This is a genomic window from Clavibacter sepedonicus (genome assembly GCF_000069225.1).
Taxonomy (GTDB): Bacteria; Actinomycetota; Actinomycetes; order Actinomycetales; family Microbacteriaceae; genus Clavibacter; species Clavibacter sepedonicus.
In genome coordinates this window covers 1695974-1721462 of record NC_010407.1, presented here as the reverse complement: position 1 = coordinate 1721462, position 25489 = coordinate 1695974, and the positions used below count along the sequence as shown (strand labels likewise).

Sequence of the window (25489 nt, the reverse complement as noted above, 5' to 3'; positions counted from 1 at the left end):
GACCACGAGGGTCCGTGGCCGTCGCCGCATCCGGCACGCGGCCGGCGGCTCACACGTCGATGCGGTCCCGCACGGATCCGGCGCCGTCGATGATGAACTCCTTGCGGGGTGCGACGTCGTTGCCCATCAGCAGCTCGAACATGCGCGTGGCGGCCTCGGCGTCATCGACCCGCACGCGCCGGAGCGTGCGGTTGCGCCGGTCCATGGTGGTCGTCGCCAGCTGGTCGGCGCCCATCTCCCCCAGGCCCTTGTACCGCTGGATCGGGTCCTGGTAGCGCTTGCCCTGCCGCTTCGCCTGGGCGAGCACGGCCGCCAGCTCGCGCTCCGAGTAGGTGTAGATCACGTCATTGGGCTTCGAGCCGGGGTTCATGACCACGACGCGGTGCAGCGGCGGCACCGCGGCGAACACGCGGCCCTCGTCGATCATCGGCCGCATGTAGCGGAAGAAGAGCGTGAGCAGCAGCGTGCGGATGTGGGCGCCGTCGACATCGGCGTCGCTCATGATGATGATCTTCCCGTAGCGCGCCGCCGACAGGTCGAACGTGCGGCCGGATCCCGCGCCCAGCACCTGGATGATCGACGCGCACTCGGTGTTGGAGAGCATGTCGGGCAGCGACGCCTTCTGCACGTTCAGGATCTTGCCGCGGATGGGCAGCAGCGCCTGGTACTCGCTGTCGCGCGCGAGCTTCGCCGTGCCGAGCGCCGAGTCGCCCTCGACGATGAAGAGCTCGCTGTTGGCGACGTCGTTCGAGCGGCAGTCCACGAGCTTCGCCGGGAGCGACGAGCTCTCGAGGGCGTTCTTCCGCCGCTGGGTCTCCTTGTGGGTCCGGGCCGAGATGCGCGACTTCATCTCCCCCACGACCTTCTCGAGGAGCACGGCGGTCTGCGCCTTGTCCTCGCGGCGCGGCGACGCGAAGCGGTCGGCCATGGCCTTCTGCACGACCTGCGACACGATGGCGCGGACGGCCGGCGTGCCGAGCACCTCCTTGGTCTGGCCCTCGAACTGCGGCTCGGGGAAGCGCACCGTGAGCACGGCGGTGAGGCCCGCGAGCACGTCGTCCTTCTCGAGCTTGTCGGTGCCGACCTTGAGCTTCCGCGCGTTGGCCTCGACCTGCGCGCGCACGAACTTGAGCAGGCCCGCCTCGAAGCCTGCCTGGTGGGTGCCGCCCTTGGGCGTGGCGATGATGTTGACGAACGACTTGAACCGGGTGTCGTACCCCGTGCCCCAGCGGAGCGCGATGTCGACGGCGCACTCTCGGGTGAGCTCGGTCGGCACCATGGCCCCGCCGTCCGTGAGGACGGGCACCGTCTCGGTGAACGTGCCGGATCCCTCGAGCCGCCAGGTGTCCGTCAGCGGCGCGTCGACGGCCAGGTGGTCGACGAACTCCGCGATCCCGCCGTCGAACCGGAAGGACTCGCGCACGGGCTGCTCGCCGCGCAGGTCCTTGATGTCGATGCTGAGCCCGGGCACGAGGAACGCGGTCTGGCGCGCGCGGCCGAGGAGCTCCTCGGTGAGGAAGGACGCGCCGCGGGTGAAGATCTGCCGGTCGGCCCAGTAGCGGATCCGCGTGCCGGTGACGCCCTTGCGCACCTTGCCCACGACCCGCAGCTCGCTGCCGGACGTGAAGGGGCGGAACGGCGCGTCGGGGCTCGCCTCCCCCTGGTCCTCGAAGATGCCCGGCTCGCCGCGTCGGAAGGACATGGCGTACGTCTTGCCGCCGCGGTCCACCTCGACGTCGAGGCGCTCCGACAGGGCGTTCACGACGGACGCGCCCACGCCGTGCAGGCCGCCCGAGGACGCGTACGAGCCGGATCCGAACTTGCCGCCGGCGTGCAGCTTGGTGAAGACGACCTCGACGCCGGACAGCCCGGTCTTGGGCTCGATGTCGACCGGGACGCCGCGCGCGGTGTCGCGCACCTCGACGCTGCCGTCGGGGTGGAGCCGCACGTCGATCAGGTCGCCGTGCCCGCCGAGCGCCTCGTCGACGCTGTTGTCGATGATCTCCCAGAGGCAGTGCATGAGGCCGCGCGAGTCGGTGGATCCGATGTACATGCCGGGCCGCTTGCGCACCGCCTCGAGGCCCTCGAGGACGGAGAGGTGGCGGGCGGAATAATCGGATGCTGCCACGTGCTGTCCTCCATGTACGTCCGGCATTCGCCGGACGCGAGCCGACATCGATCTTAACCGTCGCCCGCCGCCTCCCCTCGCGAATCGCCGTCCCCCGCCCCGCGCCCTACGCGCAGAGCGAAACAGGCGGACGCGGTCGGGTGGACTGCCGGGAGCACGTGGTCTACTTGATCCATTCGGCTCGACCCAGACCCGACCCGGAGGGGAGCATCACATGACACCGACCGCGACCGAGCGTCCCGTGGACGAGCTCGACAACCACCAGCTCACCGCCAACGACCGCTGCGACAGCTGCGGCGCGCAGGCGTACATCCGCGTCGAGGTGAACAGCAGCGAGCTCCTCTTCTGCGCCCACCACGGCAAGAAGTACCAGGAGAAGCTGTCGGCAATCGCCACGAGCTGGCACGACGAGTCGAGCCGCCTGCTCGACGAGCGCGCCTAGGACGACCCGCGGCGGCTCCGGCCGTCGCACGACGAAGGGCGCATCCCCGCGGGGATGCGCCCTTCGTCGTACCTGGGGGCGTGTGCGCGATGCCTCCGCGCCGGGAGCCGTCAGTAGTGCGCGGGTCGCGCCATCACGGTGGCGCGTGCCTCCTGCGCCCAGCCGTCGAGCCGGTCGAGCGTCCCCGAGATGTCGGCGGGCAGCTCGAGGCCGTGCCGGGCGAGGGCCGCGGAGAGCAGATCGTCCGCCAGCCGCGGGTTGAGCGCGAGGACGGGACCGCCGAGGTGCGTGCCGACCGACGCGCCGACGCGCACGCCCTCACCGCCGCCCTGGCCCGCGTTGCCGAAGCCGGCGCGCACCATCCCGAGGGGCGCGTGCTCGCCGATCTCCAGGGTGGATCCGTGGTTCTCGTAGCCGACGAGCTCGCCGTCCGGCGTGTCGAGCACGAGGTCGCCCACACGTCGCTCGGCCGTCAGGGTGGTGCGCACCGGTAGCACGGCCGCGCCCACGAGCTCGCCGCCGTCGATCAGGCGCACGGACTCCCCCAGGAGCTGCAGGCCGCCGCCCACCGCGAGGAACGGGACCCCGGCCTCCCGGAGGGCGACCAGGCGCGGGGCGTGCGCGACGAGATCGGGCAGGACGGCGCGCTGCGCCGTGAGCGGCCCGGAGCCGATGACCACGAGGTCGGCGTCGCCCGGATCCCCGCCACCGGGAGCATGACGCACGACCTCGGTGCGGATCCCCCGGATGCGCGCACGCTCGACGAGCACGGTCACGTTGCCGCGGTCGCCGTTGATGCCGAGCTCGTCGGGGTAGAGGTGCAGGATGCGCAGGGCGTCGCTCACGCGGGTCCTCCCTCGAGGTCCGTGTAGCCGAGGATGCGGCGGATCGCCATCATCTGCTCGTAGTTGACGATCATGGTCTTGACCCCGCGGGACGGCTTCTCCATGGCGAGGAACGCCTGCACGGCGCGGCGCAGGTCGGGCTCGACCCGGCCGACCTCGAGGCCCTCGTAGCCGAAGCGCACGGCGAGCTGGTAGCCCTTCGTGCCGGAGACGACGTCGGCGTGGGTGAGCGCGGAGAGGTCGGTGTCGTAGATCCACGAGGGGTCGGGGGTGCCGTCGTCGACTGCGAGCAGCACCTGCTCCGGGGGATCGCCCAGCGCGTCGAGGTTCATCTGCAGGGACGCGGGGTTCTTCATCATGATGATCTCGATGTCCTCGTCGCCCGCGCGCAGCATCTCGCCGCGCCCGTAGACGGCGGCGACCGAGCCGAGCCCCTCCGCGGCGCGAGCCGGGTCGAAGCGGTCGCCGAGGACCCGGCGAGCGGTCGCGAGGGCGCCCGCGGCGTCGACGGCGTAGTGCAGGCCGCGCGACGGGAGCGTCACCGGGAGGTCGCCGGACGCCAGGCGGAACACGGCGTCGCGGCCCGCGAGCGCCACGGCCTCGACGCCCGCGTCGACGTGCACCGGGTCGGGGTCCTCGGAGCCGAACCGCGGGGCGGATGCCAGCCCGTGCTTGCTGTCGCCGAGGAGCTCCTCGGACACGCCGAACCAGTCCACGGCGGCGCGACCGGTCCGCGCGGTGTGCGCGGCGATGGCGTTGACGTGCGCGTCGTCGCGGTTGGCGACGACGGCCTCGGTAGCCGTGGCGGCGATCCGCTCGAGCATGCCGACCACGCGGTCCGGCTCGTGGAACCGGTTGAGCTGGTCGATCTGGATGTTGAGGAGCAGGACCGTGCGCGGCGTCAGCAGCGCGGAGAGCGCGACGCCGTAGGCCTCGTCGATCTCCAGCACGGCGACGTCGGCGTCGAGGCGACCGGATGCGTCGGCGTCCGCCAGCACGGCGGACGCGATGCCCTGCGGCAGGTTGCCGCCCGAGGGGTTCGTGAACACGCGGAGCCCGTGGGCGCGCAGCACGGCGGTGAGCATGTGGGTGGTCGTCGACTTGCCGTTCGAGCCGGTGACCGCGACCACGCCGTGCGGCAGGTCGGCGATCGTCCGCTCCAGGAAGCGGGGATCGAGGCGGAGGGCGACGACGCCGGGCACGGCGGAGCCGCCCCCGCGGAGACGGGCGGCCCAGCGGGCGGCCCGTCCCGCGGCGACGGCGAGGCGCAGGGGCAGGGGCAGGGGCAGGGGCAGGGGCAGGGGCAGGGGCACGGCCTACTCGAGGTAGTCGCGCAGCGACTGCGAGCGCGACGGGTGGCGGAGCTTGGCCATGGTCTTCGACTCGATCTGGCGGATCCGCTCGCGCGTGACGCCGAACGTGTCGCCGATCTGGTCGAGCGTCTTCGGCATGCCGTCGCCGAGGCCGAAGCGCATGCGGATCACGCCCGCCTCGCGCTCGGAGAGCGAGTCGAGGAGCGACTCCAGCTGCTTCTGCAGCATGGTGAAGCCCACCGCGTCCGCGGGGACCACTGCCTCGGTGTCCTCGATGAGGTCGCCGAACTCGCTGTCGCCGTCCTCGCCGAGGGGCGTGTGCAGGGAGATGGGCTCGCGGCCGTACTTCTGGACCTCGATGACCTTCTCGGGCGTCATGTCGAGCTCGCGGGAGAGCTCCTCGGGCGTGGGCTCGCGGCCCAGGTCCTGCAGCATCTGGCGCTGCACGCGGGCGAGCTTGTTGATGACCTCGACCATGTGCACCGGGATGCGGATGGTGCGCGCCTGGTCCGCCATGGCGCGCGTGATGGCCTGGCGGATCCACCACGTCGCGTACGTGGAGAACTTGAAGCCCTTGGTGTAGTCGAACTTCTCGACCGCGCGGATGAGGCCGAGGTTGCCCTCCTGGATGAGGTCGAGGAACTGCATCCCGCGACCCGTGTAGCGCTTGGCGAGGCTCACGACGAGGCGGAGGTTCGCGCCGAGCAGGTGGCTCTTCGCCCGCTGGCCGTCGCGCGCGACCCAGCGCAGCTCGCGCTCGAGCTCGCGGGAGATGCCGGGGGTGTTCGCGAGCTTGTCCTCCGCGAACAGGCCCGCCTCGATGCGCATGGCGAGCTCGACCTCCTCCGCGGCGTTGAGCAGCGCGACCTTGCCGATCTGCTTGAGGTAGTCCTTGACCGGGTCGGCCGTGGCGCCGGTGATGGTCGTGGAGTAGACGGGGACGTCCTCGTCCTCCTCCTTGTTCGACAGCACCATGGCGCCGGTGGGGAGCGGCTCGAGCACGACGGGCGGCTTGGCCGCGCCGTCCTCGACGACCTCGTCATCGGCGTCGTCCTCGGCGACGGGGACCACGACCTCCTCGGCGTCGTCGTCGGGGGCCTCGGTGCCCGCGGTCTTCTTCGCGGCGGCCTTGCGCGGGGCCTTGGCGGGAGCGGCGTCACCCGACGCGGCGGCGGCCTTCTTGGCGGCCGCCGCCTTCGCCCGGGCGGTGGGCGCCTTCGCGGGTGCCGCGGATTCGTCCGCGGCGACGGGCTCGTCGGCCTCTGCTGCTGCTGCCTTCGCGGCCGCCGCCTTCGTGGGGGCCTTGGCGGCAGCGGCGGTCTTGGTCGCGGGTGCCTTGGCGGCCGCGGTCCTGCGGGCCGGGGCGCGCTTCGCGGGTGCCTTCGGCTCACCCGTCGCGGCGTCGTCGGCCGTGCTGGTCGCGGCTGCCGCGTCCAGGGTGGCGGACGGGGTGGAGGGGGTGGCCATGCGAACACCTTTCGTCCCCACGACGACCGGTCGCGCGCTCCGCGGTGACGCTGCGGGGTGACCTGCCGGAGGTGGGTCGGGGTTGTTTTCGGACATTGCTAGGACCCATGTCAAGTCCGCTGCTCGTGAACCACCTAGGTGATGCGAGATGCAGGACATGAACGGGTCCGTACCTGATTATTGCACGGATGGGCGCGAGGGCGAGCCAATGCGCCCCTGTGCGGGCCGGCGTCACGCGCGGCGTCGGCGTCGCCTGTCGAGGTAGGCAACCCAGATGGGCCCCACCCGTATTCCCTCGTCCGCCAGCAGGCGACGCGTCAGCCGCCGGGTCCGCACCAGCATCAGCGCGCCGAAGCCCACCACCAGGTACTGGACGGCGAAGGCGACGCGGAAGGAGTCGAACGCGTAGAGGTCGCTCCGCGACCCGCCCGCGACCCGGATGCCGTCCAGCACGTCGAGGGCGATGCCGATGAGCAGCATCATCGTGAAGCTCGCGGTGAAGCCGGCGACGTTCACGATGCCGGACGCCGCCCCCAGGCTCCGCGGCGGGTTGAACGTGCGCGCGAAGTCCAGCCCGATCTGCCCGCCGGGCCCGCCGATGCCGATGGCCATCACCACGAGCACCACGACGGCGAGCGGGGGCACCCCGGGCCAGAGGAGCAGGACGGCCCACGCGACGCCCATCATGGCGACGACGCCGAGGACGAGGTTGGAGCGTCGGAACGGGAAGCGCCCCGTGAGGATTCCGATCACGGGTCCCACGACCATGCCGGACGCCACGATCACGATGAGGAGGGCAGATGCGAGCGCAGGGCTGTACCCCAGGCCGCCCACGAGGAACGGGAAGCCCCAGAGCAGGCTGAACACCATGCCCGACGACTGCGTGACGAAGTGGGACCAGAACCCGAGCTGCGTCCCCGGGCGACGCAGGCTCCGGCCGAGCTCGCGCATCGAGTCGCCCCACGGCACCCGGGGAGGCGGCACGTGCCCTGCGGGCCGGTCGCGCACGGCCACGACAACCGCGATGAGGGCGACGACCGCGACGCTGGCCGACCCCAGGAATGCGGGCGTCCACCCCGCCGTGTGCAGCACGAGCGAGAGCGGGATCGCGGAGAGCACCTGCCCCAGCTGGCCCACGTTGGCGAACCATTGCGAGAGCACCGGCACGCGCGGGCCCGAGAACCAGGAGTTGATGAGGCGCAGACCCGACACGAACGTCATCGCGTCGCCGGCACCCACGAGCATGCGCCCCAGGATCGCGACCTCGAGCGACGTGGAGAGCGCCAGCGTGACCTGGCCGGCGACCATGAGCAGCGCCCCGGTCGCGAGCAGGGCGCGCGGCCCGATCCGGTCGATGAGGACGCCGACCGGGATCTGCAGCGCCGCGTACACGACGAGCTGAGTGACCGCGAGGGTCGAGAGCAGCGACGCCGAGACGTGGAAGCGCTCGCCCGCCTCGACGGAGGCGATGCCGAGCGACCCGCGCTGGAGGACGGAGGAGAGGTACGCGAGCATCGCGACGCCGAGGACGATGCGGGCGCGGCGGGTGCTCATCAGGACGACGATACCGACGCCGCGCGTTCCCCGCGGACGGCCGTCGCGGCCCGGTCGCGGATCAGCCGGATGGCGTCAGGCCGCGTCCCCGTCGCCGGGACGGCGACGCGCGAGGAACTTCTCGAGCTCCGCGGCGATCTCGTCCGCTGTCGGCAGAGCGCCGTCCTCGTCGGTGAGCGGAGACTTGAGCGGCGTGTCCTCCATGTAGCTGTCGTACCGCTCCTCGAGCGTCGTGACGAGGCGCGCCAGCTCCTGGTTGCCCGCGACCTGCTCGTCGATGCGGCCCACGAAGTCGCGGCCCTCCTCGCGGAGCCGGTCGGTCGGGAAGATGAGGCCCGTGGCGGCGCTGATGCTCTCCAGCGCGGCGACCGCGGCGAGGGGGAACTCCGTGTCGGCGAGGTAGTGCGGGACGAGGAGGACGAAGCCCGCGACGGGGTGGCCGGCGTCGTGCAGCCGATGCTCCAATAGGTGCAGCGCGTTCGCCGGCACCTGGGTGTGCGGCTTCCACACGCTGAGCGCGTCGATGAGCTCGGTGCGGTTCCCGCTCACGGTGACGTTGATGTCGCGCGTGTGCGGCACCGGCATGGGTATGGCGTGGACCCACGTCGTCGTGGAGACCCGATAGCGGTCGACGATGCCGAGGACCGCGGCGGTGAACGCCTCCCAGCGGAAGTCCGGCTCGAAGCCGGTGAGCAGGAGGAACGGCTGCCCGATCTCGTCGTGCGCGAGGTAGAGGGCCAACCGGGCGGGGCGGTAGTCGGCGAGGTGGTCCTGGTCGAAGTAGATGGTGGGACGACGGGCGCGGTAGTCGAGCAGCGTGTCGGTGTCGAAGCGCAGGACGTCGCGGTGGCTCAGGGTGCTCAGCAGGTACTCGCTCACCTGCGACACGCCGGATCCCGCGTCGGAGAAGCCCGTGAGCCCGGCGACCAGGGGCAGGCCGGTCGGGACCTCGCCGATGTCGGTGTCGATCTCGTACAGTCCGTCCGCATCTGCCATGGATCCACTCTAAGCCGCGCCTCCGACGGCCCCTCCCGGACGGGGCGCCGTCCGTGCCGCCGAGAGCGAACACGACCGCACGCCCCTCCGAGCAGCCGCCCACGCGCGCATCGGTAGGCTCGTCGCCCATGACCCTCCCCCTTCTCTCCGTGTCCTCCGACCGTGCCGTCGACGTGGAGGCCGACGCGCTCGTCGTCGCCGTCTCCAGCGGGAAGGAGGGTATCCGGGTGCACGCGCCCGGGGGCCTCGAGCTCGACGTGGACGGCCTGTCCGCCATCGGCGTCACGGGAGGTCGCGACGAGGTCGTCCGCATCGCCGGGACGGGCACGGCCGCGACGACGATCGCGCTCGTGGGCGCGGGCTCGGGACCGCTGGACGCGGTCGCGCTCCGCTACGTCGTCGGCTCCGCGACCCGTCAGCTGCGCGGCGTGGAGCGTGTCGCCGTGGCGGTCCCGGTGACGTCGCTCGAGGAGCTCACCGCGGTGCTGGAGGGCGCGGCCCTCGGGGTCTACTCGTTCGACTCGTACCGCCGGGACTCGCTCGCCGGCCAGAAGCCGCGCGCCTCGGCGGTCACCGTCGTCGCGCAGGGGGACTCCTGGACCGCGCAGGACGCCGACGAGGCGGTGGCACGCGCCACCGCGGTCGCCGACGCGGTGGCGGGGACCAAGGACCTCGTCAACACCCCGCCGCTCGACCTCTACCCCGCGACGTTCGTCGACGCCGTGCGCGAGCGCACCGCCGGGCTGCCCGTGGACGTCCGCGTCTGGGACGAGGAGGCGCTCGCTGCCGACGGCTTCGGCGGGATCCTCGGCGTGGGCCAGGGCTCGACTCGTCCGCCCCGCCTGGTCAAGGTCGCCTACTCCCCCGCCGGCGCGACGCGTCACCTCGCGCTCGTTGGCAAGGGCATCACTTACGACACCGGCGGCATCTCGCTCAAGCCCGCCGTGCCCATGATCGGCATGAAGTACGACATGACCGGCGCCGCCACGATCCTCGAGGTCGTCGTCGCGGCCGCGCGCCTCGCGCTCCCCGTCCGGCTCACCGCGTGGCTCTGCATCGCCGAGAACATGCCGTCCGGGTCCGCCATCCGCCCGGACGACGTCCTGCGCATGCGCGGCGGCACGACCGTCGAGGTCCTGAACACGGACGCCGAGGGCCGGCTCGTCATGGCGGACGGCATCGCCGCCGCGAGCGAGGAGCACCCGGACGCCATCGTCGACATCGCGACGCTGACGGGCGCCCAGGTCGTGGCGCTCGGCGAGCGGTACTCCGCCGTCATGGGCGAGGACGCGCTCGTCGGCCGTCTCCTCGACGCCGCCCACGAGCAGGGCGAGAGCATGTGGGGCATGCCGCTGCCGGAGGCGATGCGCGCGCTGCTCAACTCCGACATCGCGGACATCGCCAACGTCAAGCCGGGGAACCCGGCCGGCGGCATGCTCGTCGCGGGCGTGTTCCTCAAGGAGTTCGTCGGTCGGACCGGCGACGCGGACGACGCCCCGCGCATCCCGTGGGCGCACATCGACATCGCGGGCCCGTCGCACAACAAGAGCGGCGGACACGGCTTCACGGGCAAGGGTCCGACGGGCGTCGCGGTGCGCACGCTCCTGGCCCTGGCCGCCGGTTTTTCACGCGCGTAGTAGGCTCGGAGAGGCCTCCTGAGGGGGTCCCGCGCCTGCCCGGTCGGGCGGTCGCGTGAGACGACCTTGATGCATACGAGGGAGATCCTGGGTGTCGGAACAGAACTTTGACGTGGTGGTGCTCGGCGGCGGGAGCGGTGGCTACGCGGCCGCCCTCCGTGCGGTGCAGCTGGGTAAGACCGTGGGCCTCGTGGAGAAGGGCAAGCTGGGCGGCACGTGCCTGCACCGCGGCTGCATCCCCACCAAGGCGCTCCTGCACTCGGCCGAGGTCGCCGACGTCTCGCGGGAGTCGGAGAAGTACGGCGTCATCGCCACGTTCGACGGGGTCGACATCGCGAAGGTCAACGCGTACCGCGAGGCCATCGTCGCCAGCAAGTACAAGGGCCTCCAGGGCCTCATCAAGGCCCGCGGCATCACCGTCATCGAGGGCGAGGGACGCCTGACCTCCGGCACGACCGTGCAGGTCGGCGACCAGACCATCACCGGGAAGAGCGTCGTCCTCGCGACGGGCTCCTATTCGCGGACGCTCCCCGGCCTCGAGATCGGCGGCTGCGTCATCACGAGCGAGCAGGCCCTCGAGCTCGACTACATCCCGAAGAAGGTCGCGATCCTCGGCGGCGGCGTCATCGGCGTCGAGTTCGCCTCCGTCTGGCGCTCCTTCGGCGTCGAGGTCCAGATCGTCGAGGCCCTCCCCCACCTCGTCCCCAACGAGGAGGAGTCGATCAGCAAGCAGTTCGAGCGGGCGTTCCGCAAGCGCGGCATCGCGTTCTCGCTCGGCGTGCGCTTCAAGTCGGTCATGCAGCACGACCAGGGCGTCCAGGTCGCGCTCGAGGACGGAACCACGTACGACGCCGACCTCCTCCTCGTCGCCGTGGGCCGCGGCCCGGCCACCCAGGGCCTCGGGTTCGAGGAGGCGGGCGTGAAGACCGACCGCGGCTTCGTCCTGACCGACGAGCGGCTCCAGACGAGCGTCCCCGGCGTCTACGCCGTCGGCGACATCGTCCCCGGCCTTCAGCTCGCGCACCGCGGCTTCCAGCAGGGCATCTTCGTCGCCGAGGAGATCGCGGGCAACAAGCCCGTCGTCGTCGAGGACATCAACATCCCCAAGGTCACCTACTCCGACCCGGAGGTCGCGAGCGTCGGCTACAGCGAGGCGAAGGCCGTCGAGAAGTTCGGCGCCGACAAGGTCTCCAGCTACGAGTACAACCTCGGTGGCAACGGCAAGAGCTCGATCCTCGGCACGGCAGGATCCATCAAGGTCGTCCGCGTCCAGGACGGCCCCGTCGTCGGCATCCACATGATCGGCGTCCGTGTCGGCGAGCTCATCGGCGAGGGCCAGCTCATCGTGAACTGGGAGGCCTACCCCGAGGACGTCGCCAACCTGGTGCACGCCCACCCCACTCAGAACGAGGCCCTCGGCGAGGCCCACCTGGCCCTCGCCGGCACCCCTCTGCACGCCCTGTAGCACCCTCCCATCACCGACACACAAGCCGGGTCCGGAGTCGGGCCTGAAGGAGACAACCCCATGAGCGAATCCGTCAACCTCCCCGCACTCGGCGAGAGCGTCACCGAGGGCACGGTGACCCGCTGGCTCAAGAACGTCGGCGACCACGTCGAGGTCGACGAGCCCCTGCTCGAGGTGTCGACCGACAAGGTCGACACCGAGATCCCGTCGCCGGTCGCCGGCGTGATCGAGGAGATCCTCGTCCAGGAGGACGAGACCGTCGAGGTCGGCGCTGTACTGGTCCGGATCGGCGACGGTTCCGGTGGGGGCGACGCTCCCGCGGAGGAGCCGGCCGCCGAGCAGGCCGCTGAGCCCGAGCCGGCGGCCGACGAGGCCGTCGAGGACACCGTGATCCCCTCCACCGAGGCGGAGGACGATGCCGAGGCCCCCGCGCCCGTCGAGCCCGAGCCGGCTCCCGCCGCCGAGCAGCCCGACCCTGAGCCGACCCCGGCTCCCGCGCCCGCCGCTCCCGCACCCGTGGCCGCGACCCCCGCTCCGGCACCTGCTGCAGCAGCTCCCGCGCCCGCCGCCGCTCCGGCTCCCGCCGCCTCCGGCAACGCGGGCTACGTGACGCCGCTCGTCCGCAAGCTCGCCAACGAGCGCGGCGTCGACGTCAGCTCCGTCGTCGGCACGGGCGTGGGAGGACGCATCCGCAAGGAGGACGTGCTCGCCGCAGCGGAAGCCGCCGCCTCGAAGAGCGCCCCGACGGCATCGGCTCCCGCCGCTCCCGCCGCCGCCCCGCTCGAGACGTCGCCCCTCCGCGGGACCACCGCGAAGATGTCGCGCATGCGCAAGCTCATCGCCGACCGCGCGGTCGTGTCGATGCAGTCCACCGCGCAGCTGACCTCGGTGGTCGAGGTCGACGTCACGAAGGTGGCCCGCTTCCGCGATCGCGTGAAGGGGGACTTCCTCGAGAAGACCGGCGTCAAGCTCTCGTTCCTGCCCTTCTTCGCCCTCGCCGCCGCGGAGGCGCTCAAGGCCTACCCGGTCGTGAACGCGACGGTCGACGGCGACAGCATCGTCTACCCCGACCACGAGAACATCAGCATCGCGGTCGACACCGAGCGCGGTCTCCTCACCCCCGTCGTGAAGAACGCCGAGGGCAAGAACCTGGCGCAGTTCGCGTCGGAGATCGCCGACCTCGCCGCCCGCACGCGCGACAACAAGCTGTCGCCGGATGAGCTGGCCGGCGGCACCTTCACGCTGACGAACACCGGTTCGCGTGGCGCGCTGTTCGACACCCCCGTGGTGTTCCTCCCGCAGTCCGCGATCCTCGGCACCGGCATCGTCACCAAGCGCCCCGTGGTGATCACCGCGGACGGGCAGGACACCATCGCCATCCGCTCCACCGTCTACCTGGCGCTGTCCTACGACCACCGCATCGTCGACGGGGCCGACGCGTCCCGCTTCCTGGTCGCCGTGAAGAACCGCCTCGAGGCGGGCGCGTTCGACGCCGACCTCGGCATCTGACGCCTGAGGGAACCGACGGCGACCCTCACCGGTCGTCCATCAGGTCCCTGATCCGCCACCCGGCCTCCCCCCTGACGATCAGGAGGGAGGCCGGTCGGCGTTCGGGCGCTCGCCCTCCGGCATCCGCTGCCGGGGTCCCCGTCCCGGGGCCGGCCTCGGGACGCAGCTCGATGAGCGCCGTGTCCCCCAGCCGCTGAGCAGGGCCGAGGATGTCAGCGACGTGCAGCGCGGCCACGTCGAGGGGATCGATCCCGCCCCTGGCGATGGTGCTCCGATCCGCGTCGTCCACGGCCGATCCGGCCTCATCGACGCCGCTCACGCACGTGGCATCCGCGCTGCGCAGGCAGGACGCGCGGAGACGGATGAGCGCAGGCGCGGCGATGGCCGGATCAGGAGACGTCACCGCGTCGGCGTCGGCGTCAGCGTCGCCGTCGTCGGCCGGCGCCGGTGACGGGGGACCGTCCAGGACGGCGCTCGGCGACCCGGAGGGGGCGGGCGTGCTCGTCGGCGTCCCCGTCGCGCCGCTCGCGGGGCTGGTGAGCAGGGGCACGGCGACGACGCCGGCGACCAGGAGCAGGAGCGCAGAGCCTCCGAGCGCCCAGACGCGCGGGCTGACCGAGGCGAGCTCGCTCCTCACCGCGACGCCCACCGCGGTGCGCCGCGCGTCGATCGCATCCGCTCGCGTAGCGCGACCCGCACGATGGCGGCGACGAGCGTCCTGGTGCGTGCGCCCGGAGAGCCGGAACCGGCGGCGTGTCCCGGTGGTCCGCGCGGCACGTGGGCCGACGGCGCCGGAGGCGAGGCCTAGCGAAGGCGTTCCCTCGGAGAGGTCGCGATCCACGTGCTCGTCGGACGGGGATCCCCCCGCATCGGCCAGCGGCGTGGCGTCCGCGACGTCGAGCAGCCGGTCCGCGAGGTCGTGCGCGCCGAGGTCGGACTCCCCATGGACGCAGGCGTCGAGGAGCGCCGACCACGCCTCCCACCGGTCGAAGGAGGCGCGTCCTCGCGCGTCCCCCGGGTCGCGCAGCGCCTCGACGATCCGCGCGACCCGCCCGAGGTCCTGTTCGACGGGGTCCGCGCCCCGGAGGCCGTCCGCGCCTGCGCCGCCCGCACCTCCCGCGACGACGTGGGAGGACCCCAACCCACCTAGCAGCGGACGGCCGGTGGCGTCGATGACGACGTGGGTCAGGTCGACGGCCCCGTGCGCGATGCCCGCCTCGTGGAGGTCTCCCAGCCCCCGCAGCATGGAGGCCACGAGGGTCACGGTCTCCCCCGGCGTGAGGCTCCCGCGTCGGCCGAGCAGGGCGGCCGCGGTGCCGCGCGCGCCGAGCGACTGCACGACGCACAGGCTGCCGTCGGCGAGGGTCGCGACGTCGTGCAGGGCGACGACGTGCTCGGACGTGACCGCCTGCAGCGCGAGGATCTCCGCCTCGCCGCGGCTGCGCTCCGTCACCGGCACGATCTTCACGGCGACGTTGGTCGGTCCGTCCTGCGCATCCGCGGGGCGGGTGGGTCGGCCGAGGTGCACCTGGCAGCGCGTGCCCTTCCCGATGAGCCGCACGAGGCGGTATCCGGCGACCATCGTCCCCGACGCGGCCGCATCCGGTGCCGCCCCGTTCCCGATCCTCCGTCGCGCGCGGGCGCTCGCTGCACCCGATCCGGGGACGGCCGCCTCGGTGCGGGGCCCGTCCCCTCGGCTCCTCCCCGTCGGCCGACCGACATGCGGCTGGGCGCGTCCGTCATGCATCGCTTCACGTCCTCTCCTCGAGCCGGCCGCATCCGCGTGCGTCGCCGAGGACCGGTACCGGTTCCCGCAGTGTGCGGGGAGGCGCGCGGATGGGCGCGACGAGCGTCGCGCCTGGGGATCCCGCACGCATCACGGGCGTGTGAGGGGAGAGGATGAGGCGACGTGACCCGCCGCCGTTCCGGCTGCCGCCCGCACACCGGTATCCTGGGCACCATGGCCCGCAAGACAGCCTCTCCGAAGGCACCCAAGGAACCCGGCCGCATCAAGCAGATGTGGCAGGTCTTCCAGATGACCCGGCGGTACGACAAGAGCTCGGTCTGGTGGATGCTCCTGGCGTTGCTGGGCCCGATCGTCGTCGGCGTCCTGCTCGCGGTCTTCGCGACCGGTGGCAACTGGCTGACCGCCATCCTCTTCGTCATCGCCGGCGTATTCGCCGGCATCCTCGCCTTCCTCATCGTCCTCGGACGCAAGGCGGAGCGCGCGGCGTACCTGCAGATCAAGGGCCAGCCGGGTGCCGTCGGCGTGGTGCTCCGCAGCTCGCTGAAGCGCGGATGGGTCGGCAGCGAGATGCCGGTCGCCGTCAACGGCAAGTCGCAGGACGCCGTGTACCGCGCCGTGGGCCGCGCCGGCGTCGCCCTCATCGGGGAGGGCCCGAAGAGCCGCACTACCCGGATGCTCGAGGACGAGCGCCGCAAGATCGCCCGCGTGCTGCCGAACGTCCCCGTGCACTTCGTGTTCGTCGGCCCCGACGCCGACTCCGTCGAGCTGCACAGGCTGGCCGGTCGTCTCCAGCGGTTCCCGCGCACCATCACCAAGGCGGAGGTGCTGGCCGTGAACAACCGCCTCACCTCGCTCGGGCAAAACAGTATGCCCATCCCCAAGGGAGTGGACCCCTTCAAGGTCCGCCCCTCCCGGGCACGCTGATCCGACCGTCCCGGCGCGTTTGCGCGGGCACCGTGCCCGGCGCAGACTGAGCCCATGGATCCAGCCTCCGCTGCGGCGCTCCTCGGCGTCGCCGCGGACGCCGACCGCACGACCATCAGCCGCGCCTATGTCCGGCGGGCTCGGGAGACGCATCCTGATCGCCTGGCCGGTGCCACGCCCCCGCAGCTGCGGGCCGCGCACGAGCGGTTCGTCCAGCTCACGCTGGCACGGGACACGTCCTGCTCCTGCGCCAGCGCACGCCCCACGGCTCCCCGGGACCCGCAGCAGCAAGCCATGCGGCTCCCCGCCGCGAGCCGATGCGGTCGGACCCGCCGCGGTCGCAGCCGCAACCCGAGCGGCTGTCGCACTACGGACGCTCCCGACGCGAGCGGGCCCGCCGGGGGCTCGGGCCCTCCATCGCGGCGGTCTGCGCACTGGCCGGGGTGCTGGTCGTCGTCGTCAGCTTCCAGGACTCGACTCGCGCGAGGTTCACCACGGTCGGAGCCGACCTGACCCAGGGAGCGGTCGTCGTGCCCGTCGAGGATCCCGCGTCCCGAGCCAGCGAGTGCGTGGACACGAGCTCGTGCACGCTCCTGGACATGACCGCGCCGGAGGACTGCAGCGCCGCCCTCGTCCGCTTCGAGGTCACGACCGGGCGGTCCGACGACGGCCGCGAGACCGAGAGCCGGGAGCTCGGTGCCGTCCGCGCGGGATCCCCCGCCCGGGTGGTCCTGGGCGGCGTCGACCCGGAGCTCGTGTACCTCGGATGCGAACCCGGCTGAGGCGGAGCCGTCGGTCGTCGAGAGCCTCAGGACGTGCGGACGAGCACCGTCCCCGAGAAGACGTCGTGGAGACCCCGCTGGTCGGCGTTCCACACGACGGCGGGCAGCACCAGGCAGAGCAGCACGGTGCGCAGGGCCGGCCGCCACAGTGACACGTATCCCCCGGCGAGCGGGCGCACCCGCATGCCGAGCACGACGTGCCCGACGCTCCCGCCGAGCGTGACGATGAGGACGTATTGCATGACGGCGAAGATCGCGAGCGTGGCCGTCGAGTCGTAGGCGAAGAACGCCCAGGAGACAAGCACGGCGAGGGCCCAGTCGATGCAGACGCCCACGATGCGGCGACCGGCCCGGGCGACCGAGCCGCGACCGCGCTCCGGCAGCCCGAGGCGCTCCCCCGGCCATCTGTTGCGGCCGGGATCGCCGAGGTCGGGGTTCGGGAGAGTCGCGGACACCCTGCGATCCTAGGCGCGACGGACGCGGATCCCCTGATGGCCGGGCCATGGGAGGCCTCGCCGACGCGCCCGGGACAGCCCGCGTAACATCGCGGAAACACGGCGCTTATGGCGAGGTAACCCCATCCCCCTAGGGTCGGAGAGGCTGAAACCGTCAGTCTCATCCGCTCCGGCCCCCTTTTGGAGACACCACATGTTCAGAGACTCATCCGAGGTGCTCGCGTTCATCAAGGACACCGACGTCAAGTTCCTCGATATCCGGTTCACCGACCTCCCCGGGGTGCAGCAGCACTTCAACATCCCCGCCTCCACGGTCGACGAGGAGTTCTTCTCCGTCGGCCAGCTGTTCGACGGCTCGTCCATCCGCGGCTTCGCGAGCATCCACGAGTCGGACATGCAGCTCATCCCCGACGTGACGACGGCGTACATCGACCCGTTCCGCATCGAGCGCACCCTCATCATGGTCTTCGACATCTACAACCCCCGCAACGGCGAGATCTACGCCCGCGACCCGCGCCAGGTGGCCAAGAAGGCCGAGAAGTTCCTCGCCGCGTCCGGCATCGCCGACACCGCGTTCTTCGCGCCCGAGGCCGAGTTCTACATCTTCGACGACGTCCGCTACGAGGTGAACCAGCACACGAGCTTCTACTCGGTCGACTCCGAGGAGGGCGCCTGGAACTCGGGACGCGAGGAGGAGGGCGGCAACCTCGGCAACAAGACCCCCTACAAGGGCGGCTACTTCCCCGTCAGCCCCGTCGACAAGCAGGCCGACCTCCGCGACGACATCAGCCTCAAGCTGATCGACGCCGGCCTCATCCTCGAGCGCGCGCACCACGAGGTGGGCACCGGCGGCCAGGCCGAGATCAACTACCGCTTCGACACGATGGTGCACGCGGCGGACGACATCCTGAAGTTCAAGTACATCGTCAAGAACACGGCCGAGCAGTGGGGCAAGACGGCCACGTTCATGCCGAAGCCGCTCTTCGGCGACAACGGCTCGGGCATGCACACGCACCAGTCGCTCTGGAACGACGGCAAGCCGCTGTTCTACGACGAGGCCGGCTACGGCGGTCTGTCCGACGTCGCGCGCTGGTACATCGGCGGCATCCTCAAGCACGCGCCCGCCATCCTGGCCTTCACGAACCCGACGGTGAACTCCTACCACCGTCTCGTGCCCGGCTTCGAGGCGCCCGTCAACCTGGTCTACTCGGCGGGCAACCGCTCGGCGTCGATCCGCATCCCGATCACGGGCACGAACCCGAAGGCGAAGCGCATCGAGTTCCGCGCGCCCGACGCGTCGAGCAACCCGTACCTCGCGTTCGCGGCGCAGCTCATGGCAGGCATCGACGGCATCAAGAACCGCATCGAGCCGCACGAGCCCGTCGACAAGGACCTCTACGAGCTCCCGCCCGAGGAGGCGAAGAACATCCCGCAGGTCCCCGCGTCGCTCGGGGCCGCGCTCGAGGCGCTCGAGGCCGACCACGAGTTCCTCACCGCGGGCAACGTGTTCACGCCCGACCTGATCGAGACGTGGATCGAGTACAAGCGCGAGATGGAGATCAAGCCGCTCGCGCAGCGTCCGCACCCGTTCGAGTTCGAGCTGTACTACGGCGTCTGATCGCCACCGCGCCCTCGCGGCGTGATGCACGGGCCGTCCTCCTCCGGGAGGGCGGCCCGTCGTCGTGCGAGCCGGGCGACGCCGCGGGTCAGACGCTGCGCGGGTCCGGCCGGTCGTCGATCCCGTAGAACAGCCGCTCGAAGACCGCGCGCGAACGTCGCGTGACGCCGAGGTACTCCTCCTCGAGCACGCACGCGGACCCGGGCGGGTACTCGAGGAGCCGCGCTATCGCGTCGAGCGCGGCTCGATCGGCCGGGAGGACGTCGGCCGTGCGGTTGGTCCAGAGCGTCATGGCGGAACGGACCCGGGACGCGAGGAGCCAGGCGTCGCGGAGGCGCGCGGCGTCGTCCTCCGTCACGAGGTGCGACGCGACGGCGGCCTCCAGCGCCCCGAGCGTGGTCGGCGTCCGCAGGGCCGGGTGCTCGTGCGCGTGCTGCAGCTGGATGAGCTGCACCAGCCACTCCACGTCGCTGAGCGAACCGCGACCGAGCTTCAGGTGCCGCGTGGGATCGGCGCCCTGAGGGAGCCGCTCGTTCTCGACGCGGGCCTTGATGCGCTTGATCTCGCGCACGTCCGCATCGCCGATCCCGTCCGGATAGCGGAAGCGGTCGGCGAGGGAGGTGAAGTCGGCGATGAGGCCGCTGTCGCCGACGACGCCACGGGCGCGGAGCAGGGCCTGCGCCTCCCACGTGAGCGACCAGCGCTCGTAGTACGCGCGGTAGGAGGCGAACGAACGCACGACGGGCCCGTTGCGTCCCTCGGGCCGCAGGCCGGTGTCGAGGTCGAGCGGGAGGCGTGAGTCCTCCGTGAGGCGCGTCAGCTCGGAGACGATGAGCTGGGCGCGCCGCTGGGCGAGCTCGGGATCCATGCCCGCGATCGGGCGGAAGACGTACATGACGTCGGCATCGGATCCGAAGCCGAGCTCGGCACCGCCGTAGCGCCCCATGGCGACCACGGCGAACTCGGGCCAGGGGCCGTCCTCGCGGCGGATGGCGCGCATCACGCCGCGGAGCGTCGCCGTGGTGATGTCGGCCAGGGACGGCCCGAGCGTCTCCACGTGCGTGACGCCCACGATGGCGCCGATGGCGAGGCGGAGCACCTCCCGGCGGCGGAGGGTGCGCAGCGCGGCCGCTGCGGCATCGGCGGTGGGGTGCCGGTTGACGGTGGCGACGGCCTCCTCCTCGAGGGCCGCCCAGGTGCGCGGGCGCAGGTCCTCGTCGCGCGCCAACCACGCCGCGGTCTCGGGGACGCGGTCGAGCAGCTCCGAGACGAAGCGGGAGCCCGAGAGCACCTGCGCGAGGCGCTGCGCGGCGCCCGCCGAGTCCCGGAGCATCCGGAGGAACCAGTTCGACTGCCCCAGCGCCTCGCTGAGGCGGCGGAACGCGAGCAGCCCGTGGTCGGGATCCGGGCCGTCGGCGAACCACTGCAGCAGGACGGGGAGCAGGTGGCGCTGGATGGCGGAGCTGCGCGATACCCCCTGTGTCAGCGCCCGGATGTGCGCGAGGGCGCCGCGCGCGTCGACGAAGCCGATGGCGGAGAGACGCGCGGCGGCCTGGTCGCTGGTGAGCGCGAGCGACTCCTCGGGGAGCGACGCCACCGCGGCGAGGAGCGGCCGGTAGAAGAGGCGCTCGTGCAGCGTCCGGACGGCCGTCTTCGTGGCGGTCCAGCGCGCCGTGAGCTCCTCGGCGCGCCCGTCGAGGCCCGTGCTGCGGGCGAGGATGCGCAGCCGTTCCTCCTCGGTGGGCATCAGGTGCGTGCGACGCAGCTGATCGAGCTGCAGGCGGTGCTCCAGGAGGCGGAGGTACCTGTAGTCCTTCGCGAACTCGCCAGCTTCCGTGCGGCCGATGTAGCCGGCGTCCGCGAGGGCAACGAGCGCGGCCAGCGTGCTGCAATCCCGGACGGCCTCGTCGCCCTGCCCGTGCACGAGCTGGAGGAGCTGCACCGTGAACTCGATGTCGCGGATCCCGCCTGGCCCGAGCTTGATCTGCTGGTGCAGCTGGTCGGCGGGGATGTTGTCGGTGACGCGCGTGCGCATCCGCTGCACCTGGCCGACGAAGCCCTCGCGGGATGCGCTCGACCAGACGAGCGGGGCGACGGCGTCGGCGAAGCGCCCCCCGAGCTCCGCGTCGCCCGCGAGCGGCCGCGCCTTGAGCAGCGCCTGGAACTCCCAGTCCTTGGCCCACCGCTCGTAGTACGCGAGGTGCGAGTCGAGCGTGCGGACAAGCGCGCCGGCCTTCCCCTCCGGGCGGAGGTTGGCGTCGACCTCCCAGAGGGCCGGCTCGATCTCGTGCTCGTCGATGCCGCGCATGGCCAGCACGGCGAGACGCGTCGCGAGCTCGACCGCGCGGGCCGGTTCGATGACCGGCTCTCCCTCCGCGTCGGTCGCGGCCTCGGCCACGAAGATGACGTCGACGTCGCTGACGTAGTTGAGCTCGCGGGCGCCGGCCTTGCCCATGCCGATGATCGCCAGGCGCGTCGCGGCGATCTCGTCCGGTCGCGCGCGGCCGAAGGTCCCGGCGGCGGACAGCTCGGCGCGGGCGACGGAGAGCGAGGCCTCGAGGGCCGCGCCCGCGAGGTCGGCCAGGGCGGCCGTCACGGGACGCACGGCCGCCAGCGGATCCGGGTGCACGAGGTCCCAGGCCGCCACGCGGGCGACGAGGGCGCGGTAGCGGACCCGCAGGGCCGAGCGCGCGGAGGGACCGGTGAGCCCCGCCACGCCGTCGACCGCGCGCACCGCGTCCAGCATGCGATCCCGCACATCGGCGGGCGCGGGAGTCGCCTCCAGCGGACGCGCGAAGGCGTCGAGCTCGTCGGTGTGGCGCGTGAGGAACTCCCCGAGGCCGCGTGAGGAGCCGAGGACCCGCGCCAGCCGGTGACGGGCGTCGGCGTCGGCCAGCACGGCCCGCGTGCGCTCGGGATCCTCACGCAGCAGTCGCACGAGCGCGTCAAGGGCGCCGTCCGGATCCGCGCTCGAGTGCAGCGCCTCGACCAGTTCGGCCTCCGCCCACCCGGACAGCTCCGCGGCCTCCTCGAGGGCCTCGCCGACCTCGCTCAGCCGCGCGAAGCCCGCGCGCGCCAGCGCTCCGAGCAGCGTCTGCCCACGTCTCATGGCTCGCCCCGGCCTCGTCGTCGGATGTCGTTCGCGGTGCTCCTGCCGGGGATCCGGATCAGAGCATCTCGAGGTTGGAGCGCAGCTCGTACGGCGTCACCTGCGCCCGGTAGTCGCGCCACTCCTGCCGCTTGTTGAGCAGGACGTAGTTGAAGACCTGCTCCCCCAGCGTCTCGGCGACGAGCTCGGAGCGCTCCATGAGCTGGATCGCGTGGTCGAGGCTCGACGGGAGCGGGGCGTAGCCGAGGGCGCGTCGCTCGGCGTCGCTCAGCGTCCAGACGTTGTCCTCGGCCTCGGCGGGGAGCTCGTAGCCCTCCTCGATGCCCTTGAGCCCGGCGGCCAGCATGAGCGAGAACGAGAGGTACGGGTTGGCCGCGGAGTCGATGGCGCGGTATTCGACGCGCGAGCTGTTGCCCTTGTTGGGCTTGTACAGCGGAACGCGCACGAGCGCGGACCGGTTGTTGTGGCCCCAGGTGACGAAGCTCGGCGCCTCGCCGCCGCCCCAGAGCCGCTTGTAGGAGTTCACGAACTGGTTCGTGACGGCCGTGATCTCGGGAGCGTGCCGGAGCAGGCCCGCGATGAACTGCCGGCCGATGGTGGACAGCTGGTACTCGGCGCCGGACGCGTAGAACGCGTTGACGTCGCCCTCGAAGAGCGACATGTGCGTGTGCATGCCGCTGCCGGGGTGCGCCGCGAGGGGCTTCGGCATGAACGTCGCGTAGACGCCCTGCTCGATGGCCACCTCCTTGATGACCGTGCGGAACGTCATGATGTTGTCCGCGGTAGTGAGCGCGTCTGCGTACCGGAGGTCGATCTCGTTCTGGCCGGGGCCCGCCTCGTGGTGACTGAACTCGACCGAGATGCCGAGGTCCTCCAGCATGCGGACGGAACGGCGGCGGAAGTCGTGCGCGGTGCCGCCGGGGACGTTGTCGAAGTAGCCGGCCGCGTCCACGGGCTCCGGACCGTCGACGCCGAACTCGCTGGACTCGAGCAGGTAGAACTCGATCTCGGGGTGCGTGTAGAAGGTGAAGCCGCGGTCGGCCGCCTTCTCCAGGGTGCGCTTCAGGACGTTGCGGGGATCCGCGATGGCCGGCTGCCCGTCGGGCGTCGAGATGTCGCAGAACATGCGCGCGGTCGGGTCGATCTCGCCGCGCCACGGGAGGATCTGGAACGTCGTCGGATCCGGGTGGGCCAGCATGTCGGCCTCGTACGAGCGGGTGAGGCCCTCGATGGCCGAGCCGTCGAACCCGAGGCCCTCCGCGAACGCGCCCTCGACCTCGGCCGGGGCGATCGCCACCGACTTCAGGGTGCCGGTCACGTCGGTGAACCAAAGGCGCACGAACTTGATCCCGCGCTCCTCGATCGTCCGCAGGACGAAGTCACGCTGCTTGTCCATCCACCACCCTCTCGTCGGAGTCCAACCTACCGGCTGACCAGGGGTCGGACCGAGCGCGCGCGGGGCCCGCCGTAGACTCCGGGGCATGCAGAGCCCCGACGCTGCCGTCACCCCGCCCGAACCCGCCCGCCTCTCGACCGAGCCCGCCGGTCCGCCCAAGCGGGTGCGGATCCGGCACTTCGCCCGGGCCAAGGAGCAGGGCATCAGGATCACCGGGCTCACCAGCTACGACATGCTCACCGCCGGCGTCTTCGACGAGGCCGGCATCGACTTCCTGCTCGTCGGCGACTCGGCCGGCAACACCGTGCTCGGCTACGACACGACCGTGCCCGTCACGGTGGACGAGCTGATCCCGCTCGCGCGCGCCGTCGCGTCGTCTGCCGCCCGGGCCCTCGTGGTCGCCGACCTGCCGTTCGGCTCCTACGAGTCCGGGCCGGACCAGGCGCTCGCCACCTCGGTGCGCTTCATGAAGGAGGCCCGCGCCCACGCCGTGAAGCTCGAGGGCGGCGTGCGGAGCGCCGAGCAGATCCGGCGCGTCGTCTCGTCGGGAATCCCGGTGATGGGGCACATCGGGTTCACGCCGCAGAGCGAGCACGGGCTCGGCGGCCACATCATCCAGGGACGCGGCGACGCCGCCGAGGCGCTTCTGGCCGACGCGCACGCCGTCGAGGACGCGGGCGCCTTCGCCGTGGTGCTCGAGATGGTGCCCGAGCAGGTCGCGCGGCGCGTGACCGAGGAGCTGCGCATCCCCACCATCGGGATCGGCGCGGGGAACGGCACCGACGGCCAGATCCTCGTGTGGACCGACTTCGCCGGGCTCACCTCGGGCCGCGTGCCGCGCTTCGTCCGTCGCTACGCGGACATGCGCGCCGTGCTGCTGGACGCGGCGACCCGCTACCGCGATGACGTCCTGTCCGGCGACTTCCCCTCAGCGGCGGAGAGCTACTCCGACTGACCCGGAGGATCAGTCGTCGTCGCGTTCCTCCGCGGCCCACTTCTCGGCGCGCTCGCGCAGCCGCTGCGGCGCCTTCGCCGCCTCCTCCGCCGTGGCGAACGGGCCGATCCGGTGGGCTGCCGGGGACAGCATCCCCTTCTCCACCTCGCCCGTGCGGTCGTCGTACCAGTACTGCTCGTCGCTGTCGCTCATGCTGCCGATGCTAGGCCCGTCCGCCCCGCGCCCGGAGGCCGGGTCGGGTCGGGCGAGCCGGTAGGGTCGCTTCCATGAGCGACGACGCGACGACGGCAATCGGCATCGACATCGGCGGGACCGGCATCAAGGGCGCCATCGTGGACGTCGCGACCGGCGAGCTGTGCAGCGAGCGCGTCAAGCTGCCCACGCCCCAGGGGGGCGAGCCGGACGACATCGTCGCGACCGTGGAGCAGATCATCGACGCGCTCGGCGAGGTCCCCGCCGGCACGCCGCTCGGGGTGTGCTTCCCCGCGGCCATCGTCCACGGGACGACGATGTCGGCCGCCAACGTCTCCCCCAGCTGGATCGGCCTCGAGGCCGAGAAGCTCTTCGAGGAGCGCCTGGGCCTCGGGATCACGTTCGTCAACGACGCGGATGCGGCCGGCTACGCGGAGGCCCGCTACGGCGCCGCCAAGGACGTGCGCGGTCTCGTCATCATGACGACGCTCGGCACGGGCATCGGCACGGCCCTGATCCACGACGGCGTCCTCATCCCGAACGCCGAGCTCGGCCACATGGACGTCGCGGGCCGGCGCGACTTCGAGCGCCGCGCGTCGTACGCCGCCAAGGAGCGCGCGCACCTCAACTGGAAGCGCTGGGCCGCGCGGCTGCAGGTGTACTACGGCCAGCTCGAGAAGCTGATGTGGCCGGAGCTGTTCATCGTCGGCGGCGGCGTCTCCAAGAACCACAAGCACTTCCTGCCGCTGCTGCGCCTGCGCACGCCCATCGTGCCCGCGGAGCTGCGCAACAACGCCGGGATCATGGGCGCGGCGGCCCTGGCCGCGCACGCGGCGGGCGCCGTCACGCACGCGCCGGCGTTCGACCTCGTCGACAAGACGAAGCCCGAGGACTGACCGGCGGCGCACGCCGCACGACCGAGCGGCCGGATCCACAAGGGATCCGGCCGCTCCGT

Annotated in this window: 20 protein-coding genes; 9 read left to right on the top strand and 11 right to left on the bottom strand. The window is 72.1% G+C overall.

The window, feature by feature from the left end; translation table 11 throughout:
* Positions 1 to 49 precede the first annotated feature (49 nt).
* Positions 50 to 2128 carry a DNA gyrase/topoisomerase IV subunit B gene (locus CMS_RS08125; RefSeq protein WP_012298998.1) on the bottom strand — a complete coding sequence of 693 codons (2079 nt, stop codon included), beginning with the start codon at positions 2126 to 2128 and terminating at the stop codon, positions 50 to 52.
* 214 nt (positions 2129 to 2342) lie between these two features.
* Here CMS_RS08125 and CMS_RS08120 point away from each other — a divergent pair, with 214 nt between their 5' ends.
* A complete protein-coding gene (locus CMS_RS08120) occupies positions 2343 to 2570 on the top strand; it encodes a DUF7455 domain-containing protein (protein ID WP_012038337.1) in 228 nt (75 codons plus the stop codon).
* A gap of 110 nt (positions 2571 to 2680) precedes the next feature.
* Here the strand turns inward: CMS_RS08120 and CMS_RS08115 are convergent, their stop codons facing one another.
* The 5 genes from CMS_RS08115 to CMS_RS08095 form a co-directional block, all read right to left on the bottom strand.
* Positions 2681 to 3415: a type 1 glutamine amidotransferase gene (locus tag CMS_RS08115; protein WP_012298997.1), complete on the bottom strand. Its 735-nt coding sequence runs from the start codon at positions 3413 to 3415 to the stop codon at positions 2681 to 2683.
* A complete protein-coding gene (locus CMS_RS08110; RefSeq protein ID WP_041464957.1) occupies positions 3412 to 4692 on the bottom strand; it encodes a Mur ligase family protein in 1281 nt (426 codons plus the stop codon). Before CMS_RS08110 ends, CMS_RS08115 begins: the two co-directional genes overlap by 4 nt.
* 39 nt (positions 4693 to 4731) lie before the next feature.
* Complete coding sequence (locus CMS_RS08105) at positions 4732 to 6195, bottom strand: RNA polymerase sigma factor (RefSeq protein ID WP_041464536.1); 1464 nt, start codon at positions 6193 to 6195, stop codon at positions 4732 to 4734.
* A 231-nt stretch (positions 6196 to 6426) separates the two neighbouring features.
* Positions 6427 to 7749, bottom strand: a complete 1323-nt coding sequence (locus CMS_RS08100) for an MFS transporter (RefSeq protein WP_012298994.1) — start codon at positions 7747 to 7749, stop codon at positions 6427 to 6429.
* 75 nt (positions 7750 to 7824) lie between these two features.
* Positions 7825 to 8745: a proteasome assembly chaperone family protein gene (locus CMS_RS08095; protein ID WP_041464535.1), complete on the bottom strand. Its 921-nt coding sequence runs from the start codon at positions 8743 to 8745 to the stop codon at positions 7825 to 7827.
* Between the two features lie 128 nt (positions 8746 to 8873).
* Here CMS_RS08095 and CMS_RS08090 point away from each other — a divergent pair, with 128 nt between their 5' ends.
* From CMS_RS08090 to sucB, 3 genes are all read left to right on the top strand, one after another.
* Complete coding sequence (locus CMS_RS08090) at positions 8874 to 10382, top strand: leucyl aminopeptidase (protein WP_041464534.1); 1509 nt, start codon at positions 8874 to 8876, stop codon at positions 10380 to 10382.
* 91 nt (positions 10383 to 10473) lie between these two features.
* Entirely contained in the window at positions 10474 to 11847 is a 1374-nt protein-coding gene (gene lpdA / locus CMS_RS08085; protein WP_012298991.1) for a dihydrolipoyl dehydrogenase, read from the top strand.
* A 60-nt stretch (positions 11848 to 11907) separates the two neighbouring features.
* Positions 11908 to 13356: a 2-oxoglutarate dehydrogenase, E2 component, dihydrolipoamide succinyltransferase gene (gene sucB, locus CMS_RS08080; RefSeq protein WP_012298990.1), complete on the top strand. Its 1449-nt coding sequence runs from the start codon at positions 11908 to 11910 to the stop codon at positions 13354 to 13356.
* 25 nt (positions 13357 to 13381) lie between these two features.
* On the opposite strand, the gene CMS_RS08075 is transcribed toward sucB, so the two are convergent.
* Complete coding sequence (locus tag CMS_RS08075; RefSeq protein ID WP_012298989.1) at positions 13382 to 14938, bottom strand: protein kinase domain-containing protein; 1557 nt, start codon at positions 14936 to 14938, stop codon at positions 13382 to 13384.
* 378 nt (positions 14939 to 15316) lie between these two features.
* Here CMS_RS08075 and CMS_RS08070 point away from each other — a divergent pair, with 378 nt between their 5' ends.
* Together CMS_RS08070 and CMS_RS17855 are read left to right on the top strand one after the other, a co-directional pair.
* Positions 15317 to 16027 (top strand): DUF4191 domain-containing protein, encoded by a 711-nt coding sequence (locus CMS_RS08070; RefSeq protein WP_041464956.1) that lies wholly within the window; start codon positions 15317 to 15319, stop codon positions 16025 to 16027.
* Between the two features lie 443 nt (positions 16028 to 16470).
* The gene (locus CMS_RS17855; RefSeq protein WP_223842607.1) at positions 16471 to 16809 is read left to right on the top strand and encodes a hypothetical protein; all 339 of its coding nucleotides are present in this window, start codon (positions 16471 to 16473) and stop codon (positions 16807 to 16809) included.
* 26 nt (positions 16810 to 16835) lie between these two features.
* Here the strand turns inward: CMS_RS17855 and CMS_RS08060 are convergent, their stop codons facing one another.
* Entirely contained in the window at positions 16836 to 17264 is a 429-nt protein-coding gene (locus CMS_RS08060; protein ID WP_012298986.1) for an RDD family protein, read from the bottom strand.
* Positions 17265 to 17457: 193 nt separating this feature from the next.
* On the opposite strand from CMS_RS08060, the gene glnA reads away from it, so the two are divergent.
* Positions 17458 to 18882 carry a type I glutamate--ammonia ligase gene (glnA, locus tag CMS_RS08055; protein ID WP_012298985.1) on the top strand — a complete coding sequence of 475 codons (1425 nt, stop codon included), beginning with the start codon at positions 17458 to 17460 and terminating at the stop codon, positions 18880 to 18882.
* Between the two features lie 88 nt (positions 18883 to 18970).
* Here glnA and CMS_RS08050 read toward each other — a convergent pair whose 3' ends face one another.
* Both CMS_RS08050 and CMS_RS08045 read right to left on the bottom strand, forming a co-directional pair.
* Complete coding sequence (locus CMS_RS08050) at positions 18971 to 21991, bottom strand: bifunctional [glutamine synthetase] adenylyltransferase/[glutamine synthetase]-adenylyl-L-tyrosine phosphorylase (RefSeq protein WP_012298984.1); 3021 nt, start codon at positions 21989 to 21991, stop codon at positions 18971 to 18973.
* Positions 21992 to 22049: 58 nt separating this feature from the next.
* Positions 22050 to 23387, bottom strand: coding sequence for a glutamine synthetase family protein (locus tag CMS_RS08045; RefSeq protein WP_012298983.1), 1338 nt, complete (start codon positions 23385 to 23387; stop codon positions 22050 to 22052).
* A gap of 85 nt (positions 23388 to 23472) precedes the next feature.
* Here CMS_RS08045 and panB point away from each other — a divergent pair, with 85 nt between their 5' ends.
* A complete protein-coding gene (gene panB / locus CMS_RS08040; RefSeq protein WP_012298982.1) occupies positions 23473 to 24342 on the top strand; it encodes a 3-methyl-2-oxobutanoate hydroxymethyltransferase in 870 nt (289 codons plus the stop codon).
* A 9-nt stretch (positions 24343 to 24351) separates the two neighbouring features.
* On the opposite strand, the gene CMS_RS08035 is transcribed toward panB, so the two are convergent.
* Entirely contained in the window at positions 24352 to 24534 is a 183-nt protein-coding gene (locus CMS_RS08035; RefSeq protein ID WP_012298981.1) for a hypothetical protein, read from the bottom strand.
* A gap of 74 nt (positions 24535 to 24608) precedes the next feature.
* On the opposite strand from CMS_RS08035, the gene ppgK reads away from it, so the two are divergent.
* The gene (gene ppgK, locus CMS_RS08030; RefSeq protein WP_012298980.1) at positions 24609 to 25430 is read left to right on the top strand and encodes a polyphosphate--glucose phosphotransferase; all 822 of its coding nucleotides are present in this window, start codon (positions 24609 to 24611) and stop codon (positions 25428 to 25430) included.
* Positions 25431 to 25489: the final 59 nt, after the last annotated feature.

Excerpts from the sequence above, each read along its gene's own strand:
- CMS_RS08105 (WP_041464536.1), bottom strand. The coding sequence starts at position 6,195 with ATGGCCACCCCCTCCACCCCGTCCGCCACCCTGGACGCGGCAGCCGCG.
- CMS_RS08100 (WP_012298994.1), bottom strand. The coding sequence starts at position 7,749 with ATGAGCACCCGCCGCGCCCGCATCGTCCTCGGCGTCGCGATGCTCGCG.
- ppgK (WP_012298980.1), top strand. The coding sequence starts at position 24,609 with ATGAGCGACGACGCGACGACGGCAATCGGCATCGACATCGGCGGGACC.
- CMS_RS08035 (WP_012298981.1), bottom strand. The coding sequence starts at position 24,534 with ATGAGCGACAGCGACGAGCAGTACTGGTACGACGACCGCACGGGCGAG.
- CMS_RS08120 (WP_012038337.1), top strand. The coding sequence starts at position 2,343 with ATGACACCGACCGCGACCGAGCGTCCCGTGGACGAGCTCGACAACCAC.
- CMS_RS08090 (WP_041464534.1), top strand. The coding sequence starts at position 8,874 with ATGACCCTCCCCCTTCTCTCCGTGTCCTCCGACCGTGCCGTCGACGTG.
- CMS_RS08095 (WP_041464535.1), bottom strand. The coding sequence starts at position 8,745 with ATGGCAGATGCGGACGGACTGTACGAGATCGACACCGACATCGGCGAG.
- CMS_RS08050 (WP_012298984.1), bottom strand. The coding sequence starts at position 21,991 with ATGAGACGTGGGCAGACGCTGCTCGGAGCGCTGGCGCGCGCGGGCTTC.
- CMS_RS08075 (WP_012298989.1), bottom strand. The coding sequence starts at position 14,938 with ATGGTCGCCGGATACCGCCTCGTGCGGCTCATCGGGAAGGGCACGCGC.
- CMS_RS08045 (WP_012298983.1), bottom strand. The coding sequence starts at position 23,387 with ATGGACAAGCAGCGTGACTTCGTCCTGCGGACGATCGAGGAGCGCGGG.
- sucB (WP_012298990.1), top strand. The coding sequence starts at position 11,908 with ATGAGCGAATCCGTCAACCTCCCCGCACTCGGCGAGAGCGTCACCGAG.
- glnA (WP_012298985.1), top strand. The coding sequence starts at position 17,458 with ATGTTCAGAGACTCATCCGAGGTGCTCGCGTTCATCAAGGACACCGAC.
- CMS_RS08070 (WP_041464956.1), top strand. The coding sequence starts at position 15,317 with ATGGCCCGCAAGACAGCCTCTCCGAAGGCACCCAAGGAACCCGGCCGC.
- panB (WP_012298982.1), top strand. The coding sequence starts at position 23,473 with ATGCAGAGCCCCGACGCTGCCGTCACCCCGCCCGAACCCGCCCGCCTC.